This window comes from Microbacterium sp. NPDC087589 (genome assembly GCF_044743635.1).
GTDB lineage: Bacteria > Actinomycetota > Actinomycetes > Actinomycetales > Microbacteriaceae > Microbacterium.
In genome coordinates, this window is the sequence record NZ_JBIUWV010000001.1 from 958,066 (window position 1) to 975,860 (window position 17,795).

Below are 17,795 nucleotides of genomic sequence, written 5' to 3' on the forward strand. Positions count from 1 at the left end.
CCCACCTGCTTCGGCGTGGCCGCGATCAGCTTGCGCGACGCTTGAGCTTGCGGCGCTCGCGCTCGGAGAGACCGCCCCAGATTCCGAAGCGCTCATCGTTGTTGAGCGCGTACTCGAGGCATTCTCCGCGGACGTCGCAGGATGTGCAGATCCTCTTGGCGTCGCGGGTGGATCCGCCCTTCTCGGGGAAGAAGGCCTCGGGATCGGTCTGCGAGCAGAGCGCGTCGCTCTGCCATGCCAGAGCATTGTCGTCGTCGGTCTCGATCTTCCGAACCCCGGGGACACCGAGGTTGATCGGATCGACGAACCAGTTCTCCGGTACGTCTGAACGGTAACCCGTCATCTCGCTCTCCAACCCCTAAATTCCGCCCCCTCGGCGGGCCGTGCACAACTAATTACACCCGTGTCATTCGCATCGGTCAAGTCGCGGATCGTAAACCCTCAATACGGTCTTGAAGGTTTTTGACCTGTGCACGGCGTGTCGCACGCTCGCTCCGAAGCTCACCCGTGCGCGGCAGGGTCGCCGGGAGAGGCGACGAATGCCTCGCCCCGGCCGCTGATCGTCAGGCGCTGCTCGTCCATGGTCGCGAACGCGACCGTGCCGACCGGGACGTCGCGCAGCGCGTCGTCCGCCCCGCTCACTGCGACATGACCGGCCGTGGCGAGGACCATGGTCGGTCCGTCCACGTCGATCACGACGCTCGCGCCAGTGAGATCGATCCTTCGCAGTGAGAAGTCGGAGACAGGGACCGGGTACTCGGTGACCGCATCCGTCGCCACCGGACGCAGCACAGGCACCTCACCCGTCGTCGTGTCGAGGATCGAGAGCAGCTCGGGCACATCGATGCGCTTGGGAGTGAGGCCCCCGCGCAGCACGTTGTCACTCGCCGCCATGATCTCCACGCCGAGCCCGGCGATGTAGGCGTGCAGCATCCCGGCCCGCAGGAAGACGCCCTCTCCCCTGCGCAACACCACGTGGTTCATGAGGAGCGCGACGACCACACCCGGGTCCCCCGGGTAGGTCTCCGAGATCGCAGCCACCCCGCGAATGGTGGCGGCCCACTCCCCTGACGCCGCGCCTGCGGCCGACCGCACAGAAACCACGATGTCATCCACCACAGTCCGCGCCTCGCCCGACAGCAGCCAGCCGATCGTGTCGCGCAGCACATCACCGGGACCACGGAGACGGGAGGCGAGCTCCTCGACTCCCCCGCTGTCCCCCAGCACCTCGAGCAGCCGCAGGGTGTCATCGATGGGACGCAGCCCGCTCAGCGACTCGAAGCGATCGCTCAGGGCGACGATCAGCTCCGGCTTGTGGTTGTCGTCGCGATAGTTGCGATTCGGATCTGCGGCGGCGAGCGCCGACTCCCGCGCCCACCCCTCTCTCGCCTGCTCGATGGTCGGGTGCACCTGGATCGACAGCGGCGATGCCGCCGCGAGCAGCTTCAAGAGGTAGGGCAGGGATCCACCGGTGACGGCGTCGAGCGTCCCGTCGCCCTGCACATCGGCGGGGTCCCCGGGGTGGTCGCCGAACCACACCTCCGCTTCAGGGCCGCCCGCAGGGGTGCGGCCCTCGAGGTCGGCGAGGAGGGTCGACGACCCCCAGGCGTAGTCACGGGGCACGTTCGACAGGCTGAGCAGCATGTCACCAGGGTATTGGCATGCGAACTCGACGTGCCACGACGCACTGCATCAGGTTCGTCGCGATCTCCGCGCGGTAGCCTGAACGCGATGGCGCAATACACGAAGCACCCGGTCGCCGCCCCGCCCACCGCTCCAGAGCGCGAGTCGACGGGGCATCTTCTGCTGCGCGGCTACATCGGCCTCGTGCTCTTCGCGACCTTCGCGCACTCGGCGGTCTACAACCTCGTGGGCGAGATCGGCGCCTTCGTCACGCTCATCGCGTTCCTGATCGCCACTCTCGCCATCGGCGTTCCGATGGTCGCTCGCGGCCGTCCGGCCGCGTTCGCGTGGCGCCGCCTGCCGTGGGCTGCGATCGCCTACACAGTGCTGGCACTGCTCTCGATCGCGTGGTCGCAGTGGCGGGGAGCCACCGTCGTCACCTGGGTCCTGCTCGCGACCGTCACGGTGAATGCCCTGTTCATCGTGCACGTGCTGTCGTGGCAGGAGATCGTACGAGCGCTCGCCTCCGCATTCAAGTGGATCCTCGGGCTGTCCCTCGCGCTCGAGCTGTGGGTCGCCCTCGTGGTGCGGGCTCCGATCCTCCCGAACTTCTTCGTACGCCCCGACGGCGAGACGAATGCGCACTGGTACTGGGTCAGGGGCAACCTGCTCGACGGCGGTCGCATCCAGGGAATCGTGGGCAACTCCAACGTGCTCGCCATCGTCTGCCTGTTCGCGATCCTCACCTTCGGCGTGCTCTTCGCCGCCCGCGCGAGGTGGCGCACGACTCTCGCCCTCTGGACTCTGTTGGCGGGCTACTTCTTCCTCCGAGCCGGATCCGCCACCGCCTACGCGTGCGCGGCGGCCGCGGCCTTGGTGCTCGTCGTGGCGCTGCTGATGCGCCGCACGAAGACACCGGGAGCGCGGACGAGGCTCTACGTGGTGTTCATCGGCGGCACCGCGATCGCAGGAGCCGCACTCTGGCTGCTGCGGGAACCCCTCTTCGCACTGCTGGGGCGCAGCGCAGACCTGACCGGCCGCTCCGACAAGATCTGGGACCAGGTCCTCGCGCGGGCGGCCGAGCACCCGATCTTCGGCAACGGCTTCTCGAGCCCCTGGGTCCCGTTCGACCCTGCCTTCGCCGGGTGGATCGAGGATCACGGCATCACCGTCTTCCACGCCCACAACATGTGGCTCGACGTGCTGATGCAGCTCGGAGCCGTCGGCGTCGTGCTCGTGGCGCTCGCCTACTTCAGTCTGCTCTGGCGTTCGTGGTTCTTCGCGGTCGACAGGCCTCGCTGGGATCTGAAGTCCGACCGCGGCTACTCGTCGATCACGGTGCTCCCGAGCCTCTTCACCGTCGTGCTGCTCGTGCAGGGGCTCACCGAGTCGACGCCCATCATGCTGTGGGGCTGGATGCTGCTCGTGCTGCTGACGTTCAAGATCAAGGTCGTGCCGCTGGTGGGCGTGGGCGAACGGGAGCGCGTGATCGAGCGCGGCGAGCGAAGCCGGCGGGTTCCGTGACGCCGCAGCGTCGTCTGAGCGCGCTGCTCGGCTCGGCCGAGTTCGCTCGCGCATACACGGTGGCGGTCCTCACCGCGGTCTTCTCGTCCTTCACGATCGAGGCCGCGGCCTCGCCCGTCACCCTCGCAACGGTCATCGCGGTGCTGTGCGTGCTCGGCGCCGGGGTCCTGTGGGTGCGACGAGAAGAGCTCTCCCTGCTTCGCATCGCTCCGTCGTCTCTCCTGGCCTTCCTCGCCTGGGCGGCCATCAGCATCGTGTGGACGCCAGACAAGTCGGCCACCGTCTTCGGATGGATGGAGCTCTTCGGATTCGCGTTCCTCGCGGTCACGGTCGGTCACATCCGCGACACCCTCCAGACCGTCCGGGCTCTCGGGGACTCGCTGAGGTTCCTCCTGCTCGTGTCGCTCGGCCTGGAGATCCTCTCCGGTGTGCTGCTCGACACCCCCTTCCTGTTCCTCGGAATCCAGGGCGACCTGGCCGTCGGGGGTCCGGTGCAGGGAATCTTCGGCAGCAGGAACATGCTCGGATTCGTCACGGTGATCGCGCTCATCACGTTCGTGATCGAGTGGCGGACGCAGTCGCTGACGGCGCGCATCGCGATCCCGTCGATCGCGCTCGCGTCTCTGCTGGCGTTCTTCTCGTCCTCCCCCACCGTGCTGGTGCTCGCGGCCGCTGTCGGGGTCGTCGCCGTCGCGCTCGCCATCGTCCGTCATGCGCCTGCGGAGAGACGGACCATCGTGCAATGGGTGCTCGGAGCTCTCGTCGCCATCGCTCTCGCCGCGGCCTTCGCCCTGCGCCACGCGATCATCGCGCTGCTCGACGCGGGTTCCGACTTCTCGATCCGGGCGACCCTGTGGAACACGATCCTCGATTTCGTCGCTCTCAAGCCCGTGGAAGGCTGGGGCTGGTTCGGCTCTTGGGCCCGCGGCGAGTTCCCCTTCACCTACATCAACTTCCTGCTCGACGACCACCATCAGAGCGCGCTGAACGCCTACTTCGACGTCCTGCTGCAGCTCGGCGCGGCAGGGCTCGTGCTCTTCCTCCTGTTCGGCGGAATCGCCACCATCCGGTCATGGCTCGTGGCGAGCGTGCGGCGTTCGGTCGTCTACGCCTGGACGCCTCTCATGCTCGTCACTCTCGCGGTGGAGTCGATGTTCGAGAGCTTCACCCTGGTCGGCGCCGGGTGGTTCATGCTGGTCCTGTGCGCCCTGCGGGCCGGACAGACGAGGTCGTGGCGCGAGAGCATCGACGCCGCCCACACCGGCGCGATCCCCACCCTGCGCCCCGAACGCTGAGCTCTGCGCCGCGCCCTCGGCGGATTCCGAACTGCGCCGGGTAGGGTGGACCTGCTCGCGGCGCCCTGCGGGCCCCCAGCCACCGGAGATAGCACCTCGTGACTCACGCCCCCTTCGACCCGGCGTCCGCGACGATCGTCATCGTCACGTACAACCGGTCTCACCTCCTGACCGGTCTCCTCGAGAGCATCACCGCGATGGACCCGAAGCCGGGCCATGTGGTGATCATCGACAACGCCTCGTCCGACGACACCACCGACGTCGTGGAGTCCTTCCGCCCTCAGCTCGGCGCGGAGGTCGTCTACCGCCGACTCGAGACGAACACCGGCGGATCGGGAGGCTTCAGCGAGGGTATGCGCACCGCATACGAACTCGGCTCCGAGTGGATCTGGATGATGGACGATGACGTCGAGGTCGTGACCGACGGTCTGGCCAAGATGGGCAAGTGGGCTCCGCGCTTCAAGAGCATCCAGGGCCGCCGCTATGACTACGACGGCAGTGAGTTCTACTGGCAGTACCGGATCGCCGAGCGCATGGGCATCCCGATTCCGTTCGCGCCGTCCGGTTTCGACGCGTCCGGCTTCAAGGAGATGAACAGCGGATGCTTCGAGGGGATGTTCATCCATCGGTCCATCGTCGCGCAGATCGGTCTGCCCGACCACCGCTTCTTCATCTACTGGGATGACCAGATGTACGGGTGGCTCGCCTCGCGCAAGACCACCGCGGTGATCGTCGACGAGTTCGTCCTGCGACGCACCCGTGAGATCAAGCAGTGGGACATGGGCATCCGTCACATGAATGCGTCGAGCAACGCCTACCGGTTCTACATCATGCGCAACCGGGCGTACATCAAGCACTATTACCGCGTGCACGGCAACTACAACCCTGTGCTGTTCGGACTCGGGACCTCGATGACCTTCGCGAAGGAACTCATCCGCCTGCTGTTCGTCGAGCGCACGGTGCGAGGAACGAGCAATCTGTTCCGCGGACTCAAGGAGGGCGGCAAGCTCGGCCGCGATCGCTCCTGGACGCCCATGCCCGCTCTGGAGGACTGACACCATGACCGACGAACCACAGCCGGACCTCCGCTGGGCCCCACTGGAGCCGAAGCCCCGCAATCGTGGTCGAGTCTGGCTCATCGTCGGACTCGTCGTCGCCGCGCTCGTCATCGTCGGCGTGCTGCTGTTCTTCCTCCTGCCGCGCGGAGAGTCGCCGGCTCCCGGCGCCAGCGGGTCGCCATCCCCTTCGGCATCGCCGTCTGTGTCACCGTCGGCGTCCCCCTCGTCGACGCCGACGCCCACCCAGACCGAGGTCCCCCCGCCGACGGTGGCACCTGTGCCGACGACACCGGTCACGGCCCCGCCGCCCGCGGCTGACCCCTCGGTCGATGCCTTCCGCGGGCAGGTGCAGGGATGGCTCGACGACGCGCTGACCGGGCTTCAGATCGCGAGCGGGACCAGCGGTCAGGACGCGACGTCCGTGATCGAGAGTCTTCAGGCCGACGCCCAGCGACTCGGTGGCACCGCACCCCCTGGGTCCATCGAATCCGCCTGGGGCGCTGCCGTGAACGACTACGTCCAGACGCTCGCCACGTTGCACTCCGAAGTCGCTGCGGGCGCACCTGCGACAGTCGACAGCGCACGCTCTGCAGTGAACGAGCTCCGCGGCATCGTAGGACTCTGACGGCGAGACCGAGTCCCTCTTCGCTCTCGTTCAGCCGACGCCGGACTCGAGGCGGCGCAGGCGCTCCTCGTAGTGAGCGGCGAGTTCGAGACGGATTCGCGCGCGCTCGTGTTCGGCCCGTGCACGGCCGAGCGCGCCGTCGGCGTCCAGATCTCCTGCATCGAGACGGACCCGCAGCCATTCGAAGCGCTGCTCGAGTGCCGCGACCTGCGGCGCGATGCGGTCGAACTCGGATCTGATGTACGAGAAGTCAGCCTGGGTGCCGGCGAGGCGTGCCTCGTAGTCGCGCTGCGCGGCTTCGAACTGCTCGAGGGCGCGGCCGAGTCTGGCGTCCACTCTCGCATCCACACGGCGTTCGACGACGGCGTCCAGTCTGCGACGGAGTCGGTTCAGCATTCAGTCCTCAATCATTCGGGTGATTGTCGATGGTCTGTGAAGTTCAGCGGTGATAGCTGACGCGGCCGGATTCGATCCAGCCCCGCACGAGCTCCGATTCCAGTTCTATCCGGTGCTCGGCGCCGACAGCCGAGGGATCGCCGTAAGCGTGGTTCCAGGATGTCTGATCCGGGGAGTCGACGAAAGAGAATCCGGTGGCATCGACCTGAGCCTCAGGGAACAGGCGGGTCGCGATCCACAGCATCACGGTTCCCGTCGTCGCCCACTGGCCGCCACTGCGCGGATCAGCGCCCATCGCCTCGCCGAGAGGCAGCACCACCTCGCGGTTCGGCATCGTCACGATTCCGAGATCAGCGGGCCAGAAGGCGGGAAGCTTCGGATTCTCCCAGAGCAGGCGCCCCGGCTCGATCATCAGATAGAGACGCTCGGAATAGCCGGCGAAGAACCAGGGGGTCGGCCGCACGCCGCGGTTGAACACCACGACGTCGGCACGGCGCCCCACAGACGGCGCACCGTCGACGTCGTCCACGCGGAAGCCGTTGACTCTGAACACGACGTCCGCCGTGTCGATCGTCTCGGCCCGCTCGTCTGACGGCTCGAGCGGCTGGTTGCCGACGACCGCGATCCGGCGCACCGCTTCGGCTCGTCCGTATGCGCTGACGAGCGGACGCAGTCGGTCGTAGAACTCGGCCTCACCGGCCATCGCCCTGTCATCACCGACAAGATCCGTCGCATGCCCCATGAGACCTCAGCTTAGGGCACGTCGACGCCGGCTCCAGCGGCACGGCGGTGAGTCCGCCACAGGACGCGTCTAGAGTTGTCGGCGTGACTTCTTCGCAGACCATCCAGCTCTCCTCCGCGAACATCGGTGCGGGCTCGCCGGTGTTCACCATCGCTGAGATGTCGGGAAACCACAATGGCGATCTCGATCGCGCGCTCGCGATCGTCGACGCCGTCGCCGCCACCGGTGCCGACGCCCTCAAGATCCAGACGTACACGGCCGACACCCTCACGATCGATTCGGACAAGCCCGCTTTCCAGGTCGCGGGTGACCACGGTCTCTGGGGCGGCCGCAACCTGTATTCCCTCTATCAGGAGGCGCATACACCGTGGGAGTGGCACGCGCCGATCTTCGAGCGCGCACGCAGCCACGGACTCATCCCCTTCTCCACCCCGTTCGACCCGAGCTCGGTCGCGTTCCTCGAGGAGCTGGGCGTGGAGATGTACAAGACGGCATCCGCCGAGATCGTCGATCTGCCGTTGCTCCGCGAGGTCGCCCGCACCGGCAAGCCGATGATCGTGTCCACCGGCATGGCGACGCTGTCCGAGATCGATGCGGCCGTCACCGCCGTCCGCGACGCCGGCGGCACCGAGCTGGTGCTTCTGGCCTGCACCGCCGCGTACCCCGCGGTTCCCGAGGAAGCACGGCTGGGCAACATCGAGGCACTGCGGAACGCATTCGACGTCCCGGTGGGACTCTCGGACCACACGCTCGGCATCGGAGTCGCGGTCGCGTCTGCAGCCCTCGGTGCGGTCGTGATCGAGAAGCACGTCACACTCGACCGCACGGATGGCGGCGTCGACGCAGATTTCTCCCTCACTCCCGACGAGTTCCAGGCCCTCGTCGTCGCCTCCGAACAGGCACGTGTCGCGTCAGCGAGCGGTGTGTCGTTCGGACCGACAGCCCAGGAAGAAGCGGTACTCGCTCTTCGCCGGTCTCTGTTCGTCGTCGCGGACGTGCGTGCCGGCGACAGTGTGAGTCCCGAGAATGTGAGGTCGATCCGCCCGGCCGGAGGACTCCGTCCCGATGATTTCGCTCTCGTGAGCGGACGCACGTTCACGAGAGCCGTAGAACGCGGCACGCCACTGACCTGGGACGTGCTCTGAGTCACACTACGACAGTCGCCATCTCGCCACGGTGAGGAAGCCGTCTGCATCCGCGGGCAGATGCGGAAGATAGCCGGCACGCTCGAAAACCCGACGAGACGCCGCGTTTTCTCGGTGCACCGCAGCGACCAGGCGGATCGGGGGCAGTGCAGTGAGCGCGGCCTCCGCCGCCTGAACCGCTGAGGCAGCGATACCGCGACCACGACTCTCCGGGGCGACCGTGATCGAGATCTCCCACTCGTCTGCCGACCGCCTGTCCCAACGACAGGTGGCCACCGGCACCCCGTCTGATTCGATCATGAGGAGTCGACGATCGGGATCCTCGAGGCTTCTCGCCAGCCAGTCGTCGTGCGACCCCCGGTCGATCTCGCCGCGCGAGCGGGAGTTGAGACGGACGGTCGGGTCGTTGCGCCATTCGAAGAGCTTCTGCCCGTCGTCGATCGTCGCAGCCCGAGCGATCACCGCAGGCCCGGCTGCGATCTGTGGACGCGTGCTCAGCAGCTGCTCCCACGAGGTCACTATCCGCCAACTGCCGAGGCCGTCGACGATCTGCTTCAGTTCTGCAGCCGTCTCGGCGAGCGCTACCGGTGAATCGAGAAGATCTGCGAGCAGGCCGATACGCTCGTCGAGGCTCTGATGGAGCGGCTCCCCCAGGCCGATCGCGAACCCCCGCTCGACGGCCTGGCGGTAGCCGACTCGCTGGTTGTCCGCCACGCAGACGAGTGCCATCGGAAGGCCCATGCAGGCGAAGTCCCAGACGGACGTTCCGGCCGCCGTCACGGCCAGATCGTGGTCTCGGGCGATCGCAGGGAGGTCGTCGACGAAACCCAGGACCTCGACCGAATGCCGCGAGGACTCGGCCGCTGAGAGCACCTCATCGCGGCGGCGGGGGTCGATCACGGTGATCTTCACCGTGGAAGGCAGGCGGTCGAAGGCGGCGATGACGCGAGCGGTCACACCGTGGGGATCCGTGCCGCCCATCACGACCAGCACACGAGGCGACGCCGATGGCGTCGTCCGCACATCGCGCTGTGCGAGCACCTGCGAACGCACCACCGCGGCGGCGATGCCGGCCAGCTGGCTGAGACTGCGCTCAGGGCTCGCGAAGGTGTGCTCGGAGGCCAGATTGGCATCGATGGCCAGATCGGCGTCGCGCACGCCGAACGGACCGTCCTGCATGTTGCTGATCAACGGTCCGAGGGAGGAGAGATCGGGAACCTCGCGGTAGCTGTCCAGATGGATCACGTCGACGCCCCGCGCGAGATCGGCGAAGTCACCGAGGCTCGCCGCGGGTCCCTGCGTCGTGAACAGCTCGAGCTCAGGCTCCATCCGTCGCAGGATGTCCGCGCCGACCTCATCGACATCGCCGAACACCGACGCCGACCACCCGCGGTCGCGCGCGGCACGGGCGATCGTGAGCGTGCGCATGAGATGTCCCATGCCCGACTCGACATCGGCGTTGCAGTGCAGGAGGACCCGTCGCCCGCTCATCGCACGTTCCTCTCCTCCGGGGCGCGCCTGCGCCCACCCGATAGGATAGGCCGGGCATGGAACAACCCGAGCATCCATGCGATCACGACAACGCTGAGGAGACAGAGTGTCGGTTCTCGAGGGCGCGAGCATCCTCATCACAGGCGGCACGGGGTCATTCGGCAAGGCGTTCATACGCCACGCCCTGACCCACCTCAACCCCCGGCGTCTGGTCATCTTCTCGCGGGACGAGCTCAAGCAGTACGAAGTGCGACAGCAGTTCGGCGACGACCCCCGACTGCGGTGGTTCATCGGTGACATCCGCGACGAGCGGCGTCTCGCGCGTGCGCTGCACGGCGTCGACTACGTGGTGCACGCCGCTGCGCTCAAGCAGGTCGACACCGCCGAGTACAACCCGTTCGAGTTCGTCAAGACGAACATCCTGGGCAGCCAGAACGTGATCGAGGCATCGATCGACGCCGGTGTGAAGCGCGTCGTCGCGCTCTCGACCGACAAGGCCTCGAGCCCCATCAACCTGTACGGCGCGACGAAGCTCACCGCCGACAAGCTCTTCATCACGGGCAACCACTACGCTGCCGCATACGACACGAGATTCGCGGTGGTGCGCTACGGCAACGTGATGGGATCGCGGGGCTCTGTCATCCCGTTCTTCTCCCGCCTGGGCGCCGAGGGCAAGCCGCTTCCGATCACCGATCTGCGCTGCACCCGGTTCTTCATCACCCTCCCCCAGGCCGTCGAGATGGTGGTCGACACGTTCGAGCTCATGCAGGGTGGCGAGCTGCTCGTCCCCCGCATCCCCTCGATGAAGGTCACGGACCTCGCCCACGCCGTCGTGCCGGGAGCCGAGCTCGTCGACGTCGGCCTGCGCCCGGGCGAGAAGCTCCACGAGGAGATGATCAGCCCGGAAGAAGGACGCCGCGCGGTCACGGTCAGTGACGGCAAGTACTTCATCATCCAGCCCGATCTCGCCTCGTGGGGTTATCAGATGCCTGCAGGTGCCGTACCGGTACCCGAGGGCTTCGCCTACCGCTCGGACAGCAACGACCGGTGGTATTCCCAGCAGGAGATCGCGGAGATCATCGAGGCGGGGATCTGACGGTGCTGCCATACGGGCGTCAGTCGATCTCCGAGGACGACATCCAGGCGGTCGTCGACGTGCTCCGCGGCGACTGGCTCACGACGGGCCCGGCGGTCGCCGCCTTCGAGGCGCGGCTCGGTGAGGTCGCCGGAGGGCACCGGGCGGTCACCGCGACCTCGGGAACTGCGGCGCTCCACATGGCGTACGGCGCCGCAGGAGTGACCCGGGGCGACACCGTGATCTCGACGCCGATGACTTTCATCGCCACGACGGCGATGGCGTCGGTCCTGGGTGCGAACATCGTCTTCGCAGATGTCGAAGAAGACACAGCGCTGATCGACCCGGATGCGGTCGACGCGCTCGTGGACGAGCGGACGAAGGTGATCGCCGCCGTCGACTACGCGGGCCACCCTGCCGACTACGACAGGCTCTCCGCCGCGGCCGCACGGGTCGACGCCCTCGTCCTCGATGACGCCGCGCACTCGATCGGCAGCACGTACAAGGGTCGACCCGTGGGCGACCTCGCTGACCTGACCACGTTCTCGTTCTTCCCCACCAAGAACCTGACTACGGGCGAGGGCGGCGCTCTCGTCGCCAAGGATCCGCTGATCGCACAGCGCGCCCATGAGTTCCACTTCATCGGACTCGTGCGCGACGCCGATCGGTTCGCGATGACGACCGAGGGCGCCTGGCATCAGGAGGTCCACGAGTTCGGCTTCAACTACCGACTCGATGACATCGCCTGCGCACTCGGCCTGTCCCAATTGGCACGGCTCGACACGTTCAGGCGGCGACGCGCCGAGATCACTCGTCGCTATGACGCGGCTCTGTCGGGCCTCGACGGTGTTCGCACTCCGATCCAGCGCGACGATGTCGAACTGATCCGGCATCTCTACCCGGTGCGCATCCTCGATCAGCGTCGTCGAGAGGTCTTCGACCGGATGCGTGCAGACGGCATCGGGGTGCAGGTCAACTACATGCCCGTGTACTGGCACCCCGTCTATGCGGATGCCGGCTACCGCCGCGGCATGTGCCCCCACGCAGAAGCCTTCTATGCCGAGGAGCTCTCGCTCCCCATCCACCCGGAGCTCACGGACGATCAGGTCGATCAGGTCGTCGAGTCGCTCGTCAGGGCTCTCCGTTGACGCGCATCGGCATCATCACCCAGGCGCGGATGACCAGCAGCCGCCTTCCTGGCAAGGTGCTGCTCCCCGCCGGGGGCCGGTCGATGCTCGATCACCATATCGACAGGCTCGTCGCCACCGATCTGTCCGTCGTCCTCGCCACCACGACGAACGCCGTTGACGACCCTCTCGCGGCACTGGGGCATGCGCGAGGGATCGAAGTCTTCCGCGGCAGCGAGGCCGACGTGCTGAGTCGATTCGCGCAGGCGGCGTCTTCCGCGGGACTCGATGTCGTCGTGAGGGTGACCTCGGACTGCCCTCTGATCGACCCCGCGCTCATCGCTGAAGGCGTTCGCCGATTCGTCGAACTGGATGATTCTCACGCCCACGTCTCCAACGTCCTCGAGCGGACCTACCCGCGGGGGTTCGACTTCGAGGTCTTCTCTGCGTCCGCCCTCGCCGCCGCCGACAGGAACGCCACCGAGCCGGCCGAGCGCGAACACGTCACCCCGTACCTCTACGCGGGACGTTCGCCGCGTTCGAGCATCCACTCGATCACCCGGCGGATCGATGCCTCGCGCTACCGAGTGACCCTGGACACCCCGGAGGACCTGTCCGTCATCCGGGCGCTCATCGAGGTGCACGGCGCTGCATCGCTGGACGTCTCCGAGATCGTGGCCGTCCTGGATGCTCATCCGGAGCTCGCCGCCGTCAACGCGCTCGTGGAGCAGAAGAAGCTCGGCGAATGACCGTGAGGGCGACCGCCCATCTGCGTCAGCCGCGGTTGTAGTCGGTGTTGTATCGGTCGAGGACGTCTGCGATCGGCCCGTCCAGGGCGAGCGTACCCTTGTCGAGATACAGACCGCGGGTGCAGAACCGGCGGAGGTCCCGCTCGTTGTGGCTGACGAAGAAGAGCGTGCGCCCCTCGGCGAGGAGCTCGTCGATGCGCTTGTAGCATTTGTCCTTGAACGCCTTGTCTCCGACGGCGAGCACCTCGTCGACGAGCAGGATCGGCTCGTCGAGCTGGGACACGACCGAGAACGCCAGGCGCACCTTCATGCCGTTGGACAGGTGCTTGTAGGGAGTGTCCTCGAATCCGGCCAGCTCGGCGAAGGCGATCATGTCGTCGTAGCGCTCCGCGACCGCGTCGCGCGGCATCCCGTGCAGACCCGCCATCAAGGCGACGTTCTCCCGCACAGTCAGATCTCCCACGAAGCCGCCCGTGATCTCGATCAGCGGGGCGACTCCACCGTGCACCGCCACCGCCCCCTCGTCGGGGAGCAGCACGTTCGCGACGAGACGGAGCAGCGTGGACTTGCCCTGGCCGTTGCGTCCGACGACGCCGATCGACTCTCCCTGCTGCACCGTGAACGAGACGTCACGCAGCGCCCAGAACTCACCCGAGCGCGCCCGCCGCGCCGCAGGGGCGAACAGGTCTTTGAAGTTCTGGCGCCCACGGCGATTGCGGCGGAACCGAACGCCCAACCCGTTGGCCTCGATCGCGACGGTCATCCCAGCTCCTTCAGCACGGTGCGTTCGAGGGACCGGAAGGTCCATACGCCGAGCGCCAGAATGACGAGGGTCATGCCCACGCTGACGAGCAGCGTGAAGAGATTCCACTGGTCGGGGAAGAACGGCATCCGATAGAGCATGAAGATCCCCGCGAGCGGGTTGAACGCACCGAGAGTCTGGAAGATACCGGGAAGATCTGTCACGTTGTAGATGATCGGAGTCGCATAGAACATGGCGCGCAGAATCAGCGCGGTCGTGCGCTCCAGGTCGACGAAGAGGACGCAGAGCGGCGCTACCAGAAGCCCCAGGCCCACGAGCAGGACGGTCTGCAGGAAGACCGCGACCGGAACCCAGAGGATTCCCCAGCCGACCTGGACCATGTGGGCGGGATCCTGCTCCACCAGCAGGTTGATGATCACGAACGCGGCGAGCACCGGCAGGGAGAAGAGGAACTCGACGCCCTTGCTCAACACGATGCGGTTCACCCAGATCGATCGAGGGATCGCGGTCGAGCGCACCAGCCTCGCGTCCTTCTTGAACGCGCGAGTGAAGTCGGTGACCGACGTGTTGAACCACACCCAGGGCAGCAGGGCGCTGATGAGGAACACGATGTACGGGTCCTCACCGACATCGCGGTTGAAGATCTGCGTGAAGACGAACCAGTAGATCACGCTCATCACGAGCGGATCGAGCACCGACCACAGGTAGCCGAGCAGGCTCGTCGAATACCGCACCTTGAGGTCCCTGGCCGACAGCAGCCACAGGGAATGCAGATAGCGCCGGGGCGTTCCGGGTGCCCCGGCAGCAGTGTGACTCACAGTGCCGAGTCTACGAGAGCGAGTTGTTCCACAGCGACAGCGCCGAGCCGATGGCCATGTGCATGTCGAGGTACTGGTACGTGCCGAGGCGTCCGCCGAAGTGCACGCCGTCCTCACCCTTCGCGAGCTCACGGTACGCGAGCAGACCGTCACGGTCGGTCTGGGTGTTCACAGGGTAGTACGGCTCGTCGTCGCGGTTCGCGAAACGGGAGAACTCGCGCATGATGACGGTCTTGTCGGAGTCGTAGACGTCCTTGCGCTCAGGGTGGAAGTGCTTGAACTCGTGGATGCGCGTGAAAGGCACGTCCATGTCGGGGTAGTTCATCACACTGGTGCCCTGGAAGTCGCCGATGTTCAGCACCTCCTGCTCGAAGTCGAGCGTGCGCCAGCTGAGAGCGCCCTCCGCGTAGTCGAAGTAGCGGTCCACAGGTCCCGTGTAGATGATGGGCAGCTGTCCGACCGTCGCCTTCTTGTTCAGCGGCTGGTTCTCGTCGAAGTAATCGACGTTCAGCTTCACCTCGATGTTGGGGTGATCGGCCATCCGCTCGATCCACGCGGTGTAGCCGTCTGTCGGCAGCCCCTCCCACGTGTCGTTGAAGTAGCGGTTGTCGTAGGTGTAGCGCACGGGGAGACGGCTGATGATGTCGCCCGAGAGCTTCTGCGGGTCGGTCTGCCACTGCTTGGCGGTGTAGTCCCGGAAGAACGCCTCGAACAGAGGACGGCCGACGAGGGCGATGCCCTTCTCCTCGAAGTTGGCCGCCGTCTTGACGTCGAACTCCCCCGCCTGCTCGCGCACGAGGGCCCGCGCCTGGTCGGGCGTGTAGGCCGACTGGAAGAACTGGTTGATGGTGCCGAGGTTGACCGGCATCGGGAAGACCGTTCCCTTGTGCGTCGTGTAGACCCGGTGCACGTAGTTCGTGAAGCTCGTGAACCGGTTGACGTACTCCCACACCGTGGCGTTCGACGTGTGGAACAGGTGGGCGCCGTAGCGATGGACCTCGATGCCCGTCTCCGGCTCCGCCTCGCTGTAGGCGTTCCCGCCGATGTGGTGGCGACGGTCGATGACCGTGACCTTGCGGCCGGCGTTGGCGGCGCGTTCTGCGATGGTGAGGCCGAAGAAGCCCGACCCGACGACAAGAAGATCCATGTTGCTGCTTTCTGCCCACAAGGCTCACATCCGCGCGGCGTCGCGCACGGCACACAGCAGACAACTCTACCGGCAGGGAACTCGGCGCAACCTGTCAGCCCGCCTCGGCGCCGAGGGGTCCTCCGACCTCCAGCATTCCCTGCAGCATGGGAGCGAGCGTACGCCCGTACGTGTCGGAGAGGTGATTGTCGTCGATGTACACGGCGATATTTCCTATCGACGCCCGACACACGCCCTCGGGGCAGAGCCAGGGTCGGAAGTCCACGGCGATGACCCCTTCGGCCTCCGCCAGATCGTCGAGGTCTTCCCCGACGGCGAACCCGGGTTCGGGAACGTCGCACGACGCCGCAGCGGCGCCCGGCGCGACCTCGGATTCCTCGAGGGCGCACTGGTACATGTCGACGTCGAAGCGCGGGTTGTCTCGCACGGCGATCACTGGGATCCCGTTGGCGGTGAGCTGGTCGGCGACTTCTCGGATCCCCTCCACGAGCACCTCGGGAGACCCAGGCGTCGCCCGAGTCACGACGAGGTACACGGCATCGGGCTGCACCCTCGTCGCATACTCGATCGCAGCGGCACGCCACTCCTCGCACGGCGGACCCGAGGCCGACCACGTCGGTGCTCCGATGCCGATCGCGCATCCGCCCTTCAGCAGGGCGACGACGCCCCACCCTTCCTGATCGGCGAGAACGGTGAGGGGGGACATGAGCTGTTGCGCGTGCGAGTCCCCCATCACGAGCACCCGCCATGCATCCGAGTCCGCTGCATTCGCGGTCTGCACGCAGCTGCCCTGCAGCACCGGTTCGACGGGCTCGAGCTCCCCGTCGCAGCTGCCCTTCAGGTCCACCCACTCCTCATCGAGCGCCGTGGCCAGAGGGATCAACGGCAGATCGGCACCCGAGAGGTCGATCGGCGTATCGATCTGCGCCGCCCCCGGATATCCCCCGGTGTCGCTGGCCAGCAGTGCGGCCTCTCGCTGTTCCACCGTGAGCTGCCATGCGGCAAGCGGCGCGGCGACGACGAGGACGGACGCCGCGAGCACGAGCGCACCGAGTCGATGCGAGCGATCGAGGACAGCTGAGTCTCGAATCGGTCGCTCGACCAGCATCGACACGAGCCTCGCCAGCACGAACGACACGAGGACGATTCCGAGGCCGGCCAGCCATCCCGGCTCGGAACGCCCACTGAGCATCATCCAGGTCACGAGCACGGGCCAATGCACGAGGTAGAGCGCATAGGCATCGCGCGAGATGTAGCGCAGCGGTGCTGATTCCAGGACCATCGCGGGGCCTCCACGCGGGCGGTCGCGCCCGGCGACGATGACGAGCGCCGTGCAGATCACCGGCCATAGGGCCAGATACCCGGGGAATCCGCCCTGCACGTCGAGCACTATTCCGCACATCACGATGCCGACGATTCCCGCCCATCCGAGGACCGCCCCGATAGACGGGCGAACGCGGACGTGGGGCAGAGCGATCGCGACGAGTGAGCCGGCCGCGAACTCCCACAGCCGTGTACGGGTGTCGAAGTAGGCGAACGACTGGGCCCGCATCGTCTCGACCACCGAGAACCCGAGCGAGACGACGAAGATCGCACCGAACACCAGCGCCAGGGCGGGAACGATCATGCGCTGTCGTCGGCGGAGCACCACCCACACCCCCGCGATGATCAGCGGCCAGAGTATGAAGACCTGCCCTTGGACCGACAGTGACCAGAAGTGCTGGAAAGGACTGGGCGTGACGGACTCGCGCGCGTAGTAATCGACCTCTGACAGTGCCAGCGTCCAGTTCTCGACGTAGAAGAGGCTCGACCACGCTTCGCGCCACACGCGCGGCCACTCCGTCTGCGGGTACGCCGCGAGCGCGACGCCGAGCACGCCGACGATCGTCACGGCGGCTGCGGGCAGCAGCCGCCGGAAGCGGCGCAGCCAGAACGATCCGAGTGCGAGCCGGCGCTGAGACTCGAGCCGCCGCACGAACGACGCGGTGAGAAAGAACGCGGAGACCATCAGGAAGACGTCGACACCGCCCGAGACGCGACCCAGCCACACGTGGTACGCCACGACGAGCAGAATCGCGAGCGCACGGAGACCGTCGATGTCCGCGCGGTACGTCGCAGGGCGCACGGAGTCAGCCACGGGAGGCCGAAGAGATATCGGTCGCGTCGGATTCATGAAGAGTGCGGCGTATCGGCGGGGGTGTCGCCGCAGTCGTCTCG

Annotated in this window: 17 protein-coding genes; 8 read left to right on the forward strand and 9 right to left on the reverse strand. The window is 66.8% G+C overall.

Annotation, left to right across the window (positions count from 1 at the left end):
* Positions 1-25: 25 nt before the first annotated feature.
* Both ACIOU8_RS04780 and manA read right to left on the reverse strand, forming a co-directional pair.
* Entirely contained in the window at positions 26-343 is a 318-nt protein-coding gene (locus tag ACIOU8_RS04780; protein WP_079112584.1) for a WhiB family transcriptional regulator, read from the reverse strand.
* 158 nt (positions 344-501) lie between these two features.
* Positions 502-1,644: a mannose-6-phosphate isomerase, class I gene (gene manA / locus ACIOU8_RS04785; RefSeq protein ID WP_400786361.1), complete on the reverse strand. Its 1,143-nt coding sequence runs from the start codon at positions 1,642-1,644 to the stop codon at positions 502-504.
* An 87-nt stretch (positions 1,645-1,731) separates the two neighbouring features.
* Between manA and ACIOU8_RS04790 the strand changes: the two genes are divergently transcribed.
* The 4 genes from ACIOU8_RS04790 (at position 1,732) to ACIOU8_RS04805 (ending at position 6,125) form a co-directional block, all read left to right on the forward strand.
* Positions 1,732-3,147, forward strand: a complete 1,416-nt coding sequence (locus tag ACIOU8_RS04790; RefSeq protein WP_400786363.1) for an O-antigen ligase family protein — start codon at positions 1,732-1,734, stop codon at positions 3,145-3,147.
* Positions 3,144-4,442, forward strand: coding sequence for an O-antigen ligase family protein (locus ACIOU8_RS04795; RefSeq protein ID WP_400786365.1), 1,299 nt, complete (start codon positions 3,144-3,146; stop codon positions 4,440-4,442). Before ACIOU8_RS04790 ends, ACIOU8_RS04795 begins: the two co-directional genes overlap by 4 nt.
* Positions 4,443-4,540: 98 nt before the next feature.
* Positions 4,541-5,497 (forward strand): glycosyltransferase family 2 protein, encoded by a 957-nt coding sequence (locus ACIOU8_RS04800; protein WP_400786367.1) that lies wholly within the window; start codon positions 4,541-4,543, stop codon positions 5,495-5,497.
* 4 nt (positions 5,498-5,501) lie between these two features.
* Positions 5,502-6,125, forward strand: a complete 624-nt coding sequence (locus ACIOU8_RS04805) for a hypothetical protein (protein ID WP_400786369.1) — start codon at positions 5,502-5,504, stop codon at positions 6,123-6,125.
* Between the two features lie 30 nt (positions 6,126-6,155).
* Here ACIOU8_RS04805 and ACIOU8_RS04810 read toward each other — a convergent pair whose 3' ends face one another.
* Both ACIOU8_RS04810 and ACIOU8_RS04815 read right to left on the reverse strand, forming a co-directional pair.
* Positions 6,156-6,521 carry a hypothetical protein gene (locus ACIOU8_RS04810; protein ID WP_400786371.1) on the reverse strand — a complete coding sequence of 122 codons (366 nt, stop codon included), beginning with the start codon at positions 6,519-6,521 and terminating at the stop codon, positions 6,156-6,158.
* 43 nt (positions 6,522-6,564) lie between these two features.
* Entirely contained in the window at positions 6,565-7,263 is a 699-nt protein-coding gene (locus ACIOU8_RS04815; RefSeq protein WP_400786374.1) for a hypothetical protein, read from the reverse strand.
* An 83-nt stretch (positions 7,264-7,346) separates the two neighbouring features.
* On the opposite strand from ACIOU8_RS04815, the gene pseI reads away from it, so the two are divergent.
* Positions 7,347-8,408, forward strand: a complete 1,062-nt coding sequence (pseI, locus tag ACIOU8_RS04820) for a pseudaminic acid synthase (RefSeq protein WP_400786377.1) — start codon at positions 7,347-7,349, stop codon at positions 8,406-8,408.
* A 6-nt stretch (positions 8,409-8,414) separates the two neighbouring features.
* On the opposite strand, the gene ACIOU8_RS04825 is transcribed toward pseI, so the two are convergent.
* Entirely contained in the window at positions 8,415-9,899 is a 1,485-nt protein-coding gene (locus ACIOU8_RS04825; RefSeq protein WP_400786380.1) for a GNAT family N-acetyltransferase, read from the reverse strand.
* Between the two features lie 106 nt (positions 9,900-10,005).
* On the opposite strand from ACIOU8_RS04825, the gene pseB reads away from it, so the two are divergent.
* Genes pseB through ACIOU8_RS04840 form a run of 3 tightly spaced genes read left to right on the forward strand, consistent with a single transcriptional unit; the run spans position 10,006 to position 12,850 of the window.
* Positions 10,006-10,995, forward strand: coding sequence for a UDP-N-acetylglucosamine 4,6-dehydratase (inverting) (pseB, locus tag ACIOU8_RS04830; RefSeq protein ID WP_363571149.1), 990 nt, complete (start codon positions 10,006-10,008; stop codon positions 10,993-10,995).
* 2 nt (positions 10,996-10,997) lie between these two features.
* Positions 10,998-12,122, forward strand: a complete 1,125-nt coding sequence (locus tag ACIOU8_RS04835; RefSeq protein ID WP_400786383.1) for a DegT/DnrJ/EryC1/StrS family aminotransferase — start codon at positions 10,998-11,000, stop codon at positions 12,120-12,122.
* On the forward strand, positions 12,119-12,850 hold the full coding sequence (locus tag ACIOU8_RS04840; protein WP_400786385.1) for a cytidylyltransferase domain-containing protein: 732 nt from the start codon (positions 12,119-12,121) through the stop codon (positions 12,848-12,850). The genes ACIOU8_RS04835 and ACIOU8_RS04840 overlap by 4 nt, the downstream gene beginning before the upstream one ends.
* A gap of 25 nt (positions 12,851-12,875) precedes the next feature.
* Here the strand turns inward: ACIOU8_RS04840 and ACIOU8_RS04845 are convergent, their stop codons facing one another.
* From ACIOU8_RS04845 to ACIOU8_RS04860, 4 genes are all read right to left on the reverse strand, one after another.
* A complete protein-coding gene (locus tag ACIOU8_RS04845; RefSeq protein ID WP_400786387.1) occupies positions 12,876-13,613 on the reverse strand; it encodes an ABC transporter ATP-binding protein in 738 nt (245 codons plus the stop codon).
* Positions 13,610-14,431: an ABC transporter permease gene (locus ACIOU8_RS04850; RefSeq protein ID WP_400786389.1), complete on the reverse strand. Its 822-nt coding sequence runs from the start codon at positions 14,429-14,431 to the stop codon at positions 13,610-13,612. The genes ACIOU8_RS04845 and ACIOU8_RS04850 overlap by 4 nt, the downstream gene beginning before the upstream one ends.
* Positions 14,432-14,441: 10 nt before the next feature.
* Entirely contained in the window at positions 14,442-15,578 is a 1,137-nt protein-coding gene (gene glf / locus ACIOU8_RS04855; protein ID WP_400786391.1) for a UDP-galactopyranose mutase, read from the reverse strand.
* A 94-nt stretch (positions 15,579-15,672) separates the two neighbouring features.
* Complete coding sequence (locus ACIOU8_RS04860) at positions 15,673-17,703, reverse strand: acyltransferase family protein (protein ID WP_400786393.1); 2,031 nt, start codon at positions 17,701-17,703, stop codon at positions 15,673-15,675.
* Positions 17,704-17,795 lie beyond the last annotated feature (92 nt).

Coding starts and splice junctions, on each gene's coding strand:
- ACIOU8_RS04845 (WP_400786387.1), bottom strand. CDS start 13,613: ATGACCGTCGCGATCGAGGCCAACGGGTTGGGCGTTCGGTTCCGCCGC.
- ACIOU8_RS04825 (WP_400786380.1), bottom strand. CDS start 9,899: ATGAGCGGGCGACGGGTCCTCCTGCACTGCAACGCCGATGTCGAGTCG.
- manA (WP_400786361.1), bottom strand. CDS start 1,644: ATGCTGCTCAGCCTGTCGAACGTGCCCCGTGACTACGCCTGGGGGTCG.
- ACIOU8_RS04790 (WP_400786363.1), top strand. CDS start 1,732: ATGGCGCAATACACGAAGCACCCGGTCGCCGCCCCGCCCACCGCTCCA.
- ACIOU8_RS04805 (WP_400786369.1), top strand. CDS start 5,502: ATGACCGACGAACCACAGCCGGACCTCCGCTGGGCCCCACTGGAGCCG.
- ACIOU8_RS04780 (WP_079112584.1), bottom strand. CDS start 343: ATGACGGGTTACCGTTCAGACGTACCGGAGAACTGGTTCGTCGATCCG.
- ACIOU8_RS04815 (WP_400786374.1), bottom strand. CDS start 7,263: ATGGGGCATGCGACGGATCTTGTCGGTGATGACAGGGCGATGGCCGGT.
- ACIOU8_RS04810 (WP_400786371.1), bottom strand. CDS start 6,521: ATGCTGAACCGACTCCGTCGCAGACTGGACGCCGTCGTCGAACGCCGT.
- glf (WP_400786391.1), bottom strand. CDS start 15,578: ATGGATCTTCTTGTCGTCGGGTCGGGCTTCTTCGGCCTCACCATCGCA.